Source organism: Ruegeria sp. ABV4_181 (genome assembly GCF_056158465.1).
On sequence record NZ_JBSWTI010000002.1, the window covers coordinates 730,940 to 745,000 of the forward strand.

Below are 14,061 nucleotides of genomic sequence, written 5' to 3' on the forward strand. Positions count from 1 at the left end.
CGTTTCATTCCGCGGCGTCGCGCTTGGGCAGAACCCAGTCCGGGCGCGGGAAATGGCAGGTATAGCCGTTCGGGATACGCTCCAGATAATCCTGATGTTCTGGCTCGGCCTCCCAGAAATCGCCGACGGGTTCAAGCTCGGTCACCACTTTGCCGGGCCAGATGCCGCTGGCGTTCACATCGGCGATTGTGTCCGCTGCCACCTGTTTCTGCGCGTCATCCGCATAGTAGATGGCGGACCGATAGCTCATCCCGCGGTCATTGCCCTGACGGTTCAGTGTGGTCGGATCGTGGATCTGGAAAAAGAACTCCAGCAGGTCACGATAGCTGATCTGCGCGGGGTCAAAGAAAATCTCGATCCCTTCGGCATGGGTGCCATGGTTGCGATAGGTGGCGTTGGGGACATCGCCGCCGGTATAGCCGACGCGGGTGCGGGACACGCCCGGCAGTTTGCGGATCAGGTCCTGCATGCCCCAGAAACAGCCCCCGGCAAGAACAGCGCGTTGTTCGGTCATTGGATTTCCTCCACATGGATCAGGTATTCGCCATAGCCTTCGGCCTCCATCTCGTCACGATGGATGAACCGCAGCGCGGCAGAGTTGATGCAATAGCGCAGCCCGCCCTGTTCGCGCGGGCCGTCGGGGAACACATGGCCCAGATGGCTGTCCCCGTGTTTGGACCGCACCTCGGTTCGGATCATGCCATGGGTGGTGTCGCGAAACTCTTCCACATGCTCATGCATGATCGGCTTGGTGAAGCTGGGCCAGCCGCAGCCGGATTCGTATTTGTGGGTCGAGGCGAACAATGGCTCGCCCGAGACGATATCGACATAGATCCCCGGTTCCTTGTTGCCCAGGTATTTGCCGGTACCCGGACGTTCGGTTCCACTGCGTTGGGTGACGTGAAATTCTTCGGGTGAGAGGGCGGCAATGGCCTCGGGGTCTTTGGTGTAACGGGTCATGGCTCCTCCGGAGGTTTGGCTCTGGACCAATAATTGGGGTTTGCGCGGCGAAAGCAAAGGGGTGTTACACCCGCCTCGCGCGGTCGTGCGGGGATCAGCCGGGTTTTGCCACCGGTTGCCGGGCCAGCTGAACCGCCAGAATGCCCAGCGTGGTGATACCGACCCCCACCGCATCCAGCGGCCCCAGCTTTTCACCCAGCAGGATGGCGGCGATGGTGACTCCGAAAACCGGGTTCAGGAAATGGAAGGTCGCCGCCCGGGTGGCGCCGATCCTGTCCAGCAGCAGGAACCAGATCAACGTCGCCAGCAGGCCGGGGAACAGGGTCGTGTAGGTAAAGGCCAGCGCCAGCGGCACGGTCGGGTGGATATAGATCGTCTCGAACAGCGGGGCGGCGACAAACAGAACCGCCGATCCCACCAGCATCTGCAAGCCGACCACCATCATGAAGTTCCCGCCCGAAGTGGCCCCGCGCACGGCCAGTGTGGCGAAGGTCAGGGCCAGTGCGCCGATACCGCAAAGCGCCACGCCAAACAGGTCGATGCCCGCGTCGATCCGGCTGTTCATGATCAGCGCCACACCGGTGAACCCGGCCAGCAGGCCAACGACCCCGACGGGGCGCAACCGCTCGCCCAGAAACAGCCACCCGGCCAATGCGACCAACAGCGGCATGGTCGAGGCGATGATGGCGGCGACAGAGGCCTCGACCGTTTGCATCGCATAGAAATTCAGACCCAAATAAAGGGCATTCTGGCAAACTCCGAACAGGATGGTGGCGTACCACTGGGATCGGGTCAGGCGCCAGCTTTGCCCCATGGCACGGGCAATGGCTACGCCGATCAGCCCCGAGATCAGAAACCGCAGGGCCAGTGAGAACAGAGGCGAGGCATCCGCCACGATGATCCGCGCCGAGGTAAAGGCCGAGGACCAGATGAACGCAAATATCAGCCCCATCGCTATGGCGCGCAGATCCATCATGACCCCCTGTTCGAACTGTCGCGCACTGTTCCCGAATTTCCCATCAGCCGCAAGCAGCGCCGGTGCTTGCGTCAAAAAAGGCACATCCCGGGGGCAGCATTTCAATTCAGTTCGTTTTTATTGATTGACCAGCCAATAAAGTATAGCAACGCCCCCATCCAAAATATCATGGGAGGCGTTTTGGTGCTTCTGGAATACATCCTGTCATTTGGCGTTTTGCTGGCCCTCGGGCTGGTCGCCTTTTTCGTGGTGAAATGGTGGAACCTGCGCTGTGTCGGCGTCACCCCCGTCCACCTGTTCACCTTCATCGCGATCCTGTTCACGTCCGGTCTGGACGTTGGCCTGATCATGTTCCCGCTGACCGAGTTCGGCGGCTATGCCGAAGACCCGGCCTATGCTTTTGCCAATCCGCTGGCCATCGAGTTCGGGTTCTGGGGTTTTCTGATCTGGGCGTTCTATTTCCTGACCGCGTTCTACTTCTGCGTTATCGAACCGCGCGTGAAGTTCTTTGAGATCCCGTTGGTCAAGCTGATCAACAACGTGGTGATCATCGGCACCTGTGCCTTCACCGCCAGCCTGTTCCTGATCTACCTGCCGGGCTATCTGCCCGAGGTCGGAGACGGTGAATCCGTGGTGACCACCTTCTACATCATCGTCTTCGTGGTCATTCTGGCGGCGGCCTATTCCTCGACCGATCTGAAATACGTGCGCATTCTGTCGGTGGGCTCGACCTTCCTGTTCCTGGCCCTGATCATCGGCATGTGGGTCGCGGCCGGCATGGGCCTGACCGGATTTGCACAAACCGGCAGCAATATCGGGGCGTATTTCGCCAATATCCACAAATTCGTCCTGCCGCTGACCGACTATCACGCCTTCTACCTGTTCTGGTGGTTCGCGTGGTCGATCATGATCGGCCAGTTCACCTCGCGCTTTGTGGGTGGGTTGAAAACATGGCAACTGCTGGCGGCGCTGCTGATCTTCCCGTCAATCCCGCTGGGGATTTGGTTCACCGTTCTCTACTATTACCACCTGAACGGCATCAGCACCGCAGGTATCACCAACATCGCCATGGTTATCGTGGGCGTGACCTTCGTAATCAACTCGCTGGACTCGCTGATCCGCCTGTATACCGACAACCTGAACATGACGGTTGAGCGGTTCGGCAAGGCGATCTATGTAGCGGGCAACGTCGCCCTGCTGTTTGTCCTGACCCTGCTGTTCCAGAGCCAGTGGCTGCAGATCCAGTGGATCGGCGCTGTGGTCGTCGGCCTCTATCTGGCCTGCGTGGTCTATATCCTGATCACCAAGCGCCAAGAGGTTCTGAGCATCGATTCAATGCCCGAAGACCGCGATCTGGACTTCCACAAGGTTGAGACGGTTCACTGATTAGCCTTAGTGATGAAACAGAAACGGGCGCTAATGGCGCCCGCTTTCTTTTGGATCAATCTATATGATCTGTTTCAGCGTAACCGCGAAACATTGCGACTTTCCTACCAAAATTCTATGGTGACGGACGTTGTCCGCAAAATTTTTTTGACAGTAACTGGCTAAGTATCGCTGCAATCGACCATTAGTTGTTTGAAAGCCTCCACCAAGTCATCCACAGTTTCACCCTGAAGCTGTATCGGCTTGAGAAATGGACGTTGTGATTGACCCATTGGGCAATATTCGACAGTACTCAGCGAATGAAAACTGTCCACGTCATTCTTCAAAAGAAATTCTTTATTCGCAGCAATTGCCGCATCTTGGCCCCAGCCCAGCTTTGCCCGCGCAGAACTTAGAAATTTTTCTTTTTCGTAGTTAATTTCTCCAGACCTTGTCTTCCACTTACCTTTTGGTTCCAGTTCAATGCGGAACCGCCACTCACCGTTGACCTCACGAGCATGATTATCAAGATATGTCGCAGTGTGATGTCGCAGATCAACGAAGTAACTGTTCGCCTGAATTGTTCTACCTTGGGAACACCCTTCGCTATCTCTCCTGTGGAACCTTACGATGCATTGATCAATAGATGCATCAAGTTGATCAAAGCAGGAACCTTCATAAGCCCGTTCTAGCGCGCTTGAAATTCGGCTATTGGCCTCATCAGACAAGACGGCCTGCGGAACAAGAAGCAACAAGCTTGCGTTGACCGTTGTGGCAAAAAATATCGTCAAAGGAGGCTTCACGGAATCTCTCCTGCTTTGAAAATACTCTTTTTGCTACATGTTAGGGTTGTATGGATCAAGTTCCAATTTTGGCTGATGGCGCTCAAATGTTCGACGAAGCACCAAAGCAGCTATCTATACTGACCGCAGCATAGGCCACAAAGGACTCAAAGCAGACAAGCACAAAAATCCTATTTCAATAGGGTCAAAAAGAAAAAGGGCCCCCAACCGGCGGCCCTTGATCGTATCGCGATAAAGACTGAAATCAGCCGTTCACGCTGTCCTTCAGCGCCTTGGCGATGGTCATCTTGACCACCTTGTCGGCCTCTTTCTTGAACTGCTCGCCGGTGGCGGGGTTGCGCACCATGCGCTCGGGGCGTTCGCGGCAGTAGATTTTGCCAACGCCGGGCAGGGTGACAGCACCGCCAGCGGAAACTTCGCGGGTGATCAGGCCGGTCACGGCCTCCAGCGCAGCGTTTGCGGCTTTCTTGTCGGTTCCCATTTCCTCAGCGAGAGCAGCAACCAGCTGAGTCTTTGTCATAGGCTTTGCCATTTCTTGGTCTCCTTAACGTGCCCGATAGATAGGGCCTCACCGCGTAACTGTAACGGGATATTGTGGGCGAACACAACGAATAGTAGCGCTGAAAACCCTAAAAATAGGGGGAATTCGTTGCTTTTTTGCGTCAGAGAAAGGCCGTTTCGTCGAATGAACGCAATTTCCGGCTGTGCAGACGCTCCAGCGGCATGCCGCGCAGATGCTCCATCGCGCGAATTCCGATCGCCAGATGGCGGCTGACCTGCGTGGTATAGAACGCCGAGGCCATGCCGGGAAGCTTTAATTCCCCGTGCAACGGCTTGTCGGAGACACATAGCAGGGTGCCGTAAGGTACCCGGAACCGATAGCCGTTGGCGGCGATAGTGGCGCTTTCCATGTCCAGCGCAATTGCGCGTGACTGGCTGAGCCGCTGCACCGGGCCAGACTGGTCGCGCAACTCCCAGTTGCGGTTGTCGACCGAGGCAACCGTGCCGGTGCGCATGATCCGTTTCAGCTCATACCCCTCAAGCTCGGTGACCTCGGCCACCGCCTGTTCCAGTGCCACCTGAACTTCGGCCAATGGCGGGATCGGCACCCAGACCGGCAGGTCGTCATCCAGCACCTTGTCCTCGCGCAAATAGGCGTGGGCCAGCACGAAATCCCCCAGCGCCTGGGTGTTCCGCAACCCGGCGCAATGGCCGACCATCAGCCAGGCATGCGGGCGCAGGACGGCAATATGGTCAGTGGCGGTTTTGGCATTGGACGGGCCCACACCGATATTGACCAGCGTGATCCCCGAACCGTCTTCGCGCTTGAGGTGATAGGTCGGCATCTGCGGCAGTTTCAGCGGCTGTTCCAGCGCCGCCTCCGGGTCCGTGATCTCGGCGTTTCCGGTTGAGACAAAGCTGGTATAGCCGCTGTCGGGATCGGCCAGTTGCGCGCGGGCGTAGTTTTCGAACTCGGACACGTAGAACTGGTAGTTGGTGAACAGGACGTGGTTCTGGAAATGGCTGGGATCGGTCGCGGTGTAATGCGCCAGACGGGCCAGCGAGTAATCGACGCGCTGAGCGGTGAACAGCGACAGCGGCCCGGATTCGTCGGCTTCCTGGTCATAGACGCCATTGACGATGTCGTCATTGGTCGTAGTCAGATCCGGAACATCAAACACATCGCGCAGGGTAAACCCGGCCGCGCCCTGATGCGGGACCACCAGATCGGGGTTGTTGGCCACTGCGAAATGCACCGGGATAGGGGTTTCGGACGCGCCGATCGTGACCGGCTGATCGTGGTTCTTGATCAGCAGGGCGATTTGTTGCGTCAGGTAGTTCCGGAACAGATCGGGCCGCGTCACATTGGTCGCGTGGGTGCCGGGCTCGGACACGTGACCAAAACTCAGCCGGCTGTCGACCTGCGCGTAGGACGCGGTTTTGATGCGGATTTCGGGGTAATAGGCTCTGTACCGTTCGGTTGGCGCCCCCTGTTCCATCGCCTTGGCAAAGCTGTCGCACAGAAACGCGGTTGCCTGTTCATAGAGTGTCTCAAGCCGCGCAACAGCGGCGGCGGGGTCGGTGAATTTCTCGGGGCCTGGGACGTCAGGCGTTTTTATTATTGTCATGCAAGAGGTTCCAGAAGATCGATCTTTTCAAAGGTGCGCACATCGACAAGCCCAAGGTCGGAAATGCGAAGTTCCGGGATCACGACCAGCGCCAGCAGCGAATGCTGCATATAGGCGTTGTTCAGCTGACAGCCGCAGGCCTGCATCGCCGCGACCATCTGTTCCGCTTTGGCCGCAACCTGTGCGGCCGGGCTGTCGGACATCAGACCTGCGATGGGCAGTTCGACCAGCGCCAGCTCCTCACCCTCGCGGAAGATGGTGATGCCACCGCCCACTTCGGCCAGCCGGTTCGCTGCCAGCGCCATTTGGTCCCGGTCGGTGCCGACGACGATCATGTGGTGGCTGTCATGCGCCACGGTCGAGGCCATTGCCATCCTGCCCTGATAACCAAAGCCCGAGACGAAGGCGTTTGTCACCCCTCCGGTCGCGCGATGCCGTTCGACAAGTGCGATCTGGCAGACCTCGCCTTCGCCTTCGACCAGCCCCTCGATGATCGGCAATTCTGCCTTCAGCGCCTTGGTGGGGGCCTGATTTTCCACAACGCCGATCACGTTGGCCTGCACCCGGTTGGCGCCGGCCGGGGCGGCGATTTCGAAATCGCCACCGGTCAGCGTATGGCCCAGACGTACTGTCTGGCGGGCGGTGTCCGGCCAGTTCAGGTGCGGGCAGTCCACCGTAATCCGACCCTCTTCCGCCACGACCTGACCGCGTGCGATGACCATTTCGATGGGCAGGTCCGTCAGGTCTGAGCTGAGAATGACATCCGCGCGCCGCCCCGGCGTGATCGAGCCGATCTCGCGCTCCAGCCCGAAATGGGTTGCGGTGTTGATCGTGGCCATCTGCAGCGCGATCAGCGGGTCGCAGCCACAGGCGATTGCGTGCCGCACCACTCGGTTCATGTGCCCGTCATTGACCAGAGTGCCTGAGTGGCAGTCATCCGTGCAGAGGATAAAATTGCGCGGGTCCAGCCCCTTTTCCGTCACCGCCGTGATCTGGCTTTCCACATCAAACCAGGCCGAGCCCAGCCGCATCATCGACCGCATCCCCTGCCGGACGCGGGCAATCGCGTCGGCCTCGCAGGTGCCTTCATGGTCATCCGCCGGGCCGCCCGCGACATAGGCCGCAAATTCGGGCCCCAAATCGGGCGAAGCATAATGTCCGCCGACGGTTTTGCCGGCCCGCTGAGTCGCCGCGATTTCAGCCAGCATTTTGGGGTCGCCATGAATCACGCCCGGGAAATTCATCATCTCGCCCAGGCCGATAATGCCCGGCCACGCCATCGCCTCGGCCACGTCCTCCGGCGTGATTTCATAGCCGGTGGTCTCCAACCCCGGCGCGGACGGTGCGCAGGATGGCATCTGGGTATAGATATTGACCGGCTGCATCAGCGCCTCGTCATGCATCATGCGCACGCCATCCAGCCCCAGAACATTGGCAATCTCGTGCGGGTCGGTGAACATCGAGGTGGTGCCGTGCGGAATGACCGCGCGGGCGAACTCGGCAGGGGTCAGCATGCCCGACTCGATATGCATATGCGCGTCGCACAGTCCCGGCAGCATGTAACGGCCTCGGGCCTCGATAATTCTTGTGTCGGGGCCAATGCAATGCGCCGCGTCCGGGCCGACATAGGCCACGCGTCCGGCGGCGATCGCAATGTCATGATCGGGCAGGGTTTCGCGGCTGTGCACATTCACCCAGATGCCGCCGCGAATGACCGTATCCGCGGCTTCGCGCCCGGCAGCTACGGCAATCAGACGAGGGGCGGCATCGGGCCAGTCAGGGAGGGGTGTGTATTCCATGGCTCAACTTTCCCGAATGCGGGGAAAGGTGCAACCCCCGCCGTACAGGTATCATGATTCCGTCACGCAGCGCGTCAGCGCTGCCCGGCCCAACCAGAGGAGACGCCCCGCAGGGGCGTTGACGATGGGCGGGAGCGCGCCGGATCACGCCCTGCGATCCGCTGCCATTTCCCGGCGCAGCCAGTCGGCAAAGGCCACCGCCCCCGGTGTTTCCTCGGCCTGCGGTGACAGCAACAGGTAATAGGCTTCGGGCATTGCCGCGCGATGGGGAAAGGGTGCCACCAGCCTGCCCTGTTCAATCAGCCCGCGCGCGATGGTGTCATGGGTCAGGCAGAGGCCACCGCCGGCCATGGCCACGGACAGGCTGACCAGATAGGTGGTGGAATAGGTGATCGGCGGGTTTCCCCAGTTCAGACCCTGATCTTCGGCCCAGCTTTGCCAGTTGGACAGCAGGTTCGAGCAATCGAACAGCGGGTGATCCTGCACGGTGTCAAGCGTCACCCGATAGCCGGGCGCGCAGACCGGGTAGAAATGGTCGGTACGCAGCAACTCGGTCCGCACGGTATCGGACGGTCGCAGGGAGTAGCGGATTTCGACCGCGGCTCCTTCGGCCATTTCCCGGGGCTCCCACAATTCCGTGAAGATATTCAGCTGAACATCCGGGTGTGTGGCCCGGAACTGCGGCAGGCGCGGGGCCAGCCAGTTGACCGCAAAGGTGATGTTGCTTTGCACCTGAACCGCGTTCTGCTGTGCCCCGGTGACCGCCTGCGTGCCGCGTACCAATGTGCGAAATGCCTCGCGCACCACCGGCAGATAGGTGATGCCGGCCTCGGTCAGTTCCAGGGCGCGCGGGCGGCGCAGGAACAGCGGCTGGCCCAGATACCCTTCCAGCGACTTGATCTGCTGGCTGACCGCGCTTTGGGTCATGTTCAGATCCCGGGCAGCACCGGTAAACGACAGGTGGCGGGCCGCCGCCTCGAAGGTGCGCAGCCAGCCCAGCGGCGGAAGCGGTTTCTGCATGAGTATAACCTTGGCATTAGCTCAGCTAATGGAATAGGTGCGTTTTTTTCGTTGGTCAAATTTTCGCGCCGCGGGCACGCTTTTTCCAAGCACCAGCCAGCCGCGAAGGAGCCCGGAATGCAAGTCACGTCTCTGCGCCCCAATATCGACCACTGGTCCGAACGCGTGGACCTTGCCGCCACATTCCGCTGGACCGCGCGGCTGAACATGCATGAAGGCGTGGCCAACCACTTCAGCCTGGCGGTAAATGAGGACGGCACGCAATTCCTGATGAATGCAAACCAGATGCATTTCGTGCGGATCAAAGCGTCGAACCTGCTGTTTCTGGATGCAAATGACGCGGATGTCATGAACCAGCCCGGCGCGCCCGATCCCACCGCCTGGGGGTTGCACGGGTCAATCCACCGCCATTGCCGCCACGCGCGCTGTGTGATGCATGTGCATTCGATCTTCGCCACCGTTCTGGCATCGCTGGCCGACAGCACTCTGCCGCCGATCGACCAGAACACGGCCACCTTTTACAACCGCTACGTGGTGGATAACGAATTCGGCGGTCTGGCCTTTGAAAGCGAAGGTGAACGCTGTGCCGCGATGCTGTCGGACCCGAAAAAGAAGGTCATGATCATGGGCAATCATGGCGTGCTGGTCATCGGCAGCGATCCGGCGGACACATTCAACAGGCTCTACTATTTCGAACGCGCCGCCGAGACCTATATCCGCGCGCTGCAAACCGGTCAGCCGCTGCGCGTGCTGTCGGACGAAATAGCGGAAAAGACCGCGCAGGAACTGGACGACTATCCCGATCAGGCCGCTGCGCATCTGCGTGAGATCAAGGCGTTGCTGGATGCCGAAGGCTCTGATTACGCCACCTGACCATTGCAACAGGGTAATTGCCATGACCGATACCGCTCTGGACCCCGAATCCGCCCGCTGGCACTATCACCCCGAGGGGCCGGTGGGACTGAACCCACTGTTCAACTGGCCGCCGCGCCCGGCCGCCGTGTTGAAATGGTATAGCGGCGCGTGGCTGCAGATCACGGCGCTGACGCTGTGCCTGGCGCTGACCGTGATTGCCTATGCGTATTTCTTCCCGTCGCTTGAGACGATGCAGCGTTTTGCGCCGGGCTGGATGTTCCGCATCTGGTTGCTGAACATGGTGCCCCAGATCCTGATCGCGGGCGGCCTGCACTGGTGGCTGTACATGCGCAAGGGGCAGGGCATGTACAAGAAGTTTGACCGACGCGATCTGACCCGCGACAACGGCAACTTCACCTTTCGCAATCAGGTCCTGGATAATATTTGGTGGACGCTGGGCAGCGCCATGACCGTGGCGACTGTCTACCAGTGGATCATCTACTGGGCGATGGCCAACGGTTATGTCCCCACCGTGACATGGGCCGGTGCGCCGGTCTGGTTCGTGATCTGGATGATGTTCATTCCCATGTGGTCGGGGCTGCATTTCTATTGGGTGCACCGGCTGGAGCATCATCCAAAGCTCTATAAACACGTCCACGCCGTGCATCACCGCAACGTCAATACCGGTCCCTGGTCGGGAATATCGAACCACTGGTTTGAAAACCTGCTGTATTTCACCACCTACTTCATCCACCTGATCGTGCCTTCGCATCCGATGCACCTGCTGTTTCACAGCTATTTTCAGCAGATCAGCCCGGTACTGTCGCATTCCGGGTTCGAAAAGCTCAGGGCCGGGGAAAGGGATGCCGCCCGCGCCGGGGATTTCTTTCATCAACTGCACCACCGGTATTTCGAATGCAATTACGGCACGTCCGAGATTCCGTTCGACAAGTGGTTCGGCACCTATCACGACGGCTCGGCCGAGGCGACGACGCGGACCCGGGCGTTCAAAAAGCAGATGTATACCTGACTTTGGCGGGTCAGGTCCGCTCGAACAGCGCGATCAGCGCGGTATCGTCACGGTTCGGGCCGGCAGCCAGATCGCCGTAGATCCGCACCTCGGGCAGGGACAGGTTCCGTATCCGGTCCTGCGCCAGCACATGAAGAGCCTCGGCGAACCCTAGTTTTTCGTAATGCTTGGCGTTGATCGACAGGGCGAATTGCGCACCGGGCCGGGCCACGCGCAGCAAGGCGGTCAGGGCCTCGGGGCCAAGATGTCCATGGGTGAACGTCCCCGAAGAAACGATGCCGGAATAGCTTTGACGCGGAACCGGGATACCCTGGTTCAGATCGGCCTCGATCGCGTCGCGGTAGATATCCTTGCGCATCGCCTGATCCAGCATCTCGGCGCTGATATCGGTGGCGTCGATCGGCCCGACGCCCAGCCCGGCCAGAACAGCGCCGCACAGACCGGTGCCTGCGCCGACATCCAGAACCGGACCCTGCCCGCCCGCCGCAACAAAGGCGCGGGCCGTATGGATGTGCAGTTGATAATCCTCGCGCGCTGCGAAAGTCTCGTCATAATCCCCGGCCCATTCCGCATAGAGCCGCCGGTGATCCTCGGGCGAATCCAGCGCATAGGCGGCGTTCAAGTCGGGTGTCTTGTCACTCATACTGAAAGAAAGGCGCATTGCGGGATTCGAATCAAGTATTCCGGCGCGGGTGCTTGCATCCGTCGAAATTGCGGATCATCAAAGGTGCCATGACAGGTAGTTTGTTTTCCTTCGGCCACGGGTATTCGGCGCAAGCCTTGTCCCGGCTTCTGAAACCGCAAGGCTGGCGCATTTGCGGCACCACGCGGGACCCGGCGCAATCCGACACCATCCGTGCTGCGGGCGCCGAACCTCTGATCTGGCCGGGGCAGGTGCCGGATTTGGATGGCGTGACGCATATGCTGATCTCGACCGCGCCAAACGCGCAGGGCGATCCGGTTCTGGCCCAGATGTGGGATGAAATATCGGAACGTGCCGGTCAGTTTCAGTGGGTCGGATATCTGTCGACAACGGCGGTATATGGCGACCATCAGGGCGATTGGGTGGATGAATCGACACCACCCGCGCCCTCCGCCGAACGCGGCAGGTGGCGAGTGACAGCCGAACAGCAATGGCAGGGTATCCCCGGGCTGCCGACGCATATCTTTCGGCTTGCGGGCATTTACGGCCCCGGTCGCGGCCCGTTTTCGAAACTCAAGCGGGCTGGCATGCGGCGCATTATCAAGCCGGGGCAGGTGTTTTCCCGGATCCACGTCGCCGACATCGCGCAGGTTCTCGCGGCGTCGATGGCCACGCCAAATCCCGGTGCGATCTATAACGTATGCGACGACGAACCGGTCCCGCCACAGGATGTCATCGCATATGCCGCACGGCTTCAGGGCTTGCCACTACCCCCTGCCGTGCCTTTCGATGAGGCCGACCTGAGCCCGATGGCCCGCAGCTTTTACAATGAAAACAAGCGCGTCAGAAATGACAGGATCAAAGATGAGCTTGGGGTAAAGCTGCTGTATCCGGATTACCGCGTTGGTCTGGACGCACTGATGCGAGGCGGCTGAGCGCGGACCCGGTTGATTGATAGGTTTTGTTTATGGCTATCATCCATAAACAAAACTTTTTTGCATGGTTTGGATTTGCTACCTGTAGCGGTGACAAGACAAATAGAGTCGCCGATATCCCGGACCGCCCGCGAACCATACCGGATGCGCTGGCAGGCCGGGTAAAAGTGTCATCTGCATGTGTTCTTGATCGCCCGAGTATTCACCGCGCGAAACCGCCGGAATCTAGCCAGGATTGGAGATCGATATGGACGGAAGTGACAACCCCAACATGGGCGGATGCCCTGTCATGCATGGCAACGGAACCCGGTCGAACCGGGACTGGTGGCCCAATCAGCTGAATCTGTCGATCCTTCACCAGAACGCCCCCGCGTCAAACCCGCTGGGCGCGGAATTCAGCTATGCCGACGAATTCAACAAGCTGGACCTGAAGGCGCTGAAACAGGACCTTTACGCGCTGATGACGGAATCGCAGGATTGGTGGCCTGCCGATTACGGGCATTATGGCGGTCTGTTCATCCGTATGGCGTGGCACAGCGCCGGCACCTACCGGACTGCGGACGGGCGCGGCGGGGCCTCGACCGGGAACCAGCGGTTTGCGCCGCTGAACAGCTGGCCGGATAACGGCAATCTGGACAAAGCACGCCGCCTGCTATGGCCAATCAAGCAGAAATACGGCAACCGGATTTCCTGGGCCGACCTGATCATTCTGGCCGGCAATTGCGCCATTGAATCGATGGGGGGAGAAACCTTTGGATTCGCCGGCGGTCGCGAGGACATCTGGGCCCCCGAAGAAGACATCTATTGGGGAACCGAAACCGAATGGCTGGCAACCAGCGATCAGCCGAACAGCCGCTATTCCGGCGACCGCGAGTTGGAAAACCCTCTGGCCGCGGTGCAGATGGGCCTGATCTATGTGAACCCCGAAGGCCCGGACGGACAGCCCGACGCCCTGGCCTCTGGCCGGGACATCCGCGAAACCTTTGCCCGGATGGCCATGAATGATGAGGAAACCGTCGCCCTGGTCGCGGGGGGCCACACTTTTGGTAAGGCGCACGGCGCCGGCGATCCCGATCTGGTCGGCCCCGAACCCGAGGCGGCCCCGATCGAAGAGATGGGTCTGGGCTGGATCAACAAGTTCGGCAGCGGCAAGGGGGACGACACCACCACCAGCGGCATCGAAGGGGCCTGGACCGCGAACCCGACCAAATGGGACAACGGCTATTTCGATCTGCTGTTCGGATATGACTGGAACTTGACCAAAAGCCCCTCGGGCGCGTGGATCTGGGAACCGGTCAATGTCCGCGAAGAGGATATGGCCCCTGCGGCACACGACCCGTCGAAAAAGGTCAAGACCATGATGACCACCGCCGACATGGCGATGCGCATGGATCCGATCTATGGGCCGATCTCGAAACGCTTCCACGAAAACCCGGAAGAATTCGCCGACGCCTTTGCGCGCGCCTGGTTCAAGCTGACCCACCGCGACATGGGTCCGCGGACGAACTATATCGGCGATGAAGCCCCGGCTGAGGAACTGCTGTGG

The 14,061-nt window shown here is 59.8% G+C and carries 14 protein-coding genes (1 of these 14 running past the window's edge); 5 read left to right on the forward strand and 9 right to left on the reverse strand.

What is annotated here, in order from left to right; all coding sequences use genetic code 11:
• Positions 1-4: 4 nt before the first annotated feature.
• The 3 genes from msrA to ACXAC3_RS03630 form a co-directional block, all read right to left on the reverse strand.
• Complete coding sequence (gene msrA, locus ACXAC3_RS03620; RefSeq protein WP_475156527.1) at positions 5-514, reverse strand: peptide-methionine (S)-S-oxide reductase MsrA; 510 nt, start codon at positions 512-514, stop codon at positions 5-7.
• Entirely contained in the window at positions 511-960 is a 450-nt protein-coding gene (msrB, locus tag ACXAC3_RS03625) for a peptide-methionine (R)-S-oxide reductase MsrB (RefSeq protein ID WP_475156529.1), read from the reverse strand. The genes msrA and msrB overlap by 4 nt, the downstream gene beginning before the upstream one ends.
• Positions 961-1,054: 94 nt before the next feature.
• Positions 1,055-1,933: a DMT family transporter gene (locus ACXAC3_RS03630; protein WP_475163358.1), complete on the reverse strand. Its 879-nt coding sequence runs from the start codon at positions 1,931-1,933 to the stop codon at positions 1,055-1,057.
• 192 nt (positions 1,934-2,125) lie between these two features.
• Here ACXAC3_RS03630 and ACXAC3_RS03635 point away from each other — a divergent pair, with 192 nt between their 5' ends.
• Positions 2,126-3,322 (forward strand): BCCT family transporter, encoded by a 1,197-nt coding sequence (locus ACXAC3_RS03635; protein WP_475163360.1) that lies wholly within the window; start codon positions 2,126-2,128, stop codon positions 3,320-3,322.
• A gap of 161 nt (positions 3,323-3,483) precedes the next feature.
• Here ACXAC3_RS03635 and ACXAC3_RS03640 read toward each other — a convergent pair whose 3' ends face one another.
• From ACXAC3_RS03640 to ACXAC3_RS03660, 5 genes are all read right to left on the reverse strand, one after another.
• A complete protein-coding gene (locus ACXAC3_RS03640) occupies positions 3,484-4,104 on the reverse strand; it encodes a hypothetical protein (RefSeq protein WP_475156535.1) in 621 nt (206 codons plus the stop codon).
• 244 nt (positions 4,105-4,348) lie between these two features.
• The gene (locus ACXAC3_RS03645; protein ID WP_170349467.1) at positions 4,349-4,636 is read right to left on the reverse strand and encodes an HU family DNA-binding protein; all 288 of its coding nucleotides are present in this window, start codon (positions 4,634-4,636) and stop codon (positions 4,349-4,351) included.
• A 130-nt stretch (positions 4,637-4,766) separates the two neighbouring features.
• Complete coding sequence (locus ACXAC3_RS03650; protein ID WP_475156544.1) at positions 4,767-6,233, reverse strand: AMP nucleosidase; 1,467 nt, start codon at positions 6,231-6,233, stop codon at positions 4,767-4,769.
• A complete protein-coding gene (gene ade, locus ACXAC3_RS03655; RefSeq protein ID WP_475156548.1) occupies positions 6,230-8,032 on the reverse strand; it encodes an adenine deaminase in 1,803 nt (600 codons plus the stop codon). Before ade ends, ACXAC3_RS03650 begins: the two co-directional genes overlap by 4 nt.
• Before the next feature lie 144 nt (positions 8,033-8,176).
• Positions 8,177-9,052, reverse strand: a complete 876-nt coding sequence (locus ACXAC3_RS03660) for a LysR substrate-binding domain-containing protein (protein WP_475156553.1) — start codon at positions 9,050-9,052, stop codon at positions 8,177-8,179.
• A 117-nt stretch (positions 9,053-9,169) separates the two neighbouring features.
• Between ACXAC3_RS03660 and ACXAC3_RS03665 the strand changes: the two genes are divergently transcribed.
• Positions 9,170-9,925 carry a class II aldolase and adducin N-terminal domain-containing protein gene (locus ACXAC3_RS03665; RefSeq protein WP_475156557.1) on the forward strand — a complete coding sequence of 252 codons (756 nt, stop codon included), beginning with the start codon at positions 9,170-9,172 and terminating at the stop codon, positions 9,923-9,925.
• 22 nt (positions 9,926-9,947) lie between these two features.
• Positions 9,948-10,937: a sterol desaturase family protein gene (locus tag ACXAC3_RS03670; protein ID WP_475156559.1), complete on the forward strand. Its 990-nt coding sequence runs from the start codon at positions 9,948-9,950 to the stop codon at positions 10,935-10,937.
• A gap of 10 nt (positions 10,938-10,947) precedes the next feature.
• On the opposite strand, the gene ACXAC3_RS03675 is transcribed toward ACXAC3_RS03670, so the two are convergent.
• Entirely contained in the window at positions 10,948-11,580 is a 633-nt protein-coding gene (locus ACXAC3_RS03675; protein WP_475156563.1) for a class I SAM-dependent DNA methyltransferase, read from the reverse strand.
• Between the two features lie 89 nt (positions 11,581-11,669).
• Here ACXAC3_RS03675 and ACXAC3_RS03680 point away from each other — a divergent pair, with 89 nt between their 5' ends.
• On the forward strand, positions 11,670-12,515 hold the full coding sequence (locus tag ACXAC3_RS03680) for an SDR family oxidoreductase (protein ID WP_475156566.1): 846 nt from the start codon (positions 11,670-11,672) through the stop codon (positions 12,513-12,515).
• A gap of 247 nt (positions 12,516-12,762) precedes the next feature.
• Positions 12,763-14,061 carry the 5' portion of a catalase/peroxidase HPI gene (gene katG, locus ACXAC3_RS03685; RefSeq protein WP_475156568.1) on the forward strand. It continues 906 nt past the right edge of the window, so the window shows 1,299 of its 2,205 coding nt (coding positions 1-1,299); the start codon lies at positions 12,763-12,765; the stop codon falls past the right edge of the window.

Bases quoted from the DNA above. Each gene is read 5' to 3' on its own strand.
- msrA (WP_475156527.1), bottom strand. From the start codon at position 514: ATGACCGAACAACGCGCTGTTCTTGCCGGGGGCTGTTTCTGGGGCATG.
- msrB (WP_475156529.1), bottom strand. From the start codon at position 960: ATGACCCGTTACACCAAAGACCCCGAGGCCATTGCCGCCCTCTCACCC.
- ACXAC3_RS03630 (WP_475163358.1), bottom strand. From the start codon at position 1,933: ATGGATCTGCGCGCCATAGCGATGGGGCTGATATTTGCGTTCATCTGG.
- ACXAC3_RS03645 (WP_170349467.1), bottom strand. From the start codon at position 4,636: ATGGCAAAGCCTATGACAAAGACTCAGCTGGTTGCTGCTCTCGCTGAG.
- ACXAC3_RS03650 (WP_475156544.1), bottom strand. From the start codon at position 6,233: ATGACAATAATAAAAACGCCTGACGTCCCAGGCCCCGAGAAATTCACC.
- ade (WP_475156548.1), bottom strand. From the start codon at position 8,032: ATGGAATACACACCCCTCCCTGACTGGCCCGATGCCGCCCCTCGTCTG.
- ACXAC3_RS03660 (WP_475156553.1), bottom strand. From the start codon at position 9,052: ATGCAGAAACCGCTTCCGCCGCTGGGCTGGCTGCGCACCTTCGAGGCG.
- ACXAC3_RS03665 (WP_475156557.1), top strand. From the start codon at position 9,170: ATGCAAGTCACGTCTCTGCGCCCCAATATCGACCACTGGTCCGAACGC.
- ACXAC3_RS03670 (WP_475156559.1), top strand. From the start codon at position 9,948: ATGACCGATACCGCTCTGGACCCCGAATCCGCCCGCTGGCACTATCAC.
- ACXAC3_RS03675 (WP_475156563.1), bottom strand. From the start codon at position 11,580: ATGAGTGACAAGACACCCGACTTGAACGCCGCCTATGCGCTGGATTCG.
- ACXAC3_RS03680 (WP_475156566.1), top strand. From the start codon at position 11,670: ATGACAGGTAGTTTGTTTTCCTTCGGCCACGGGTATTCGGCGCAAGCC.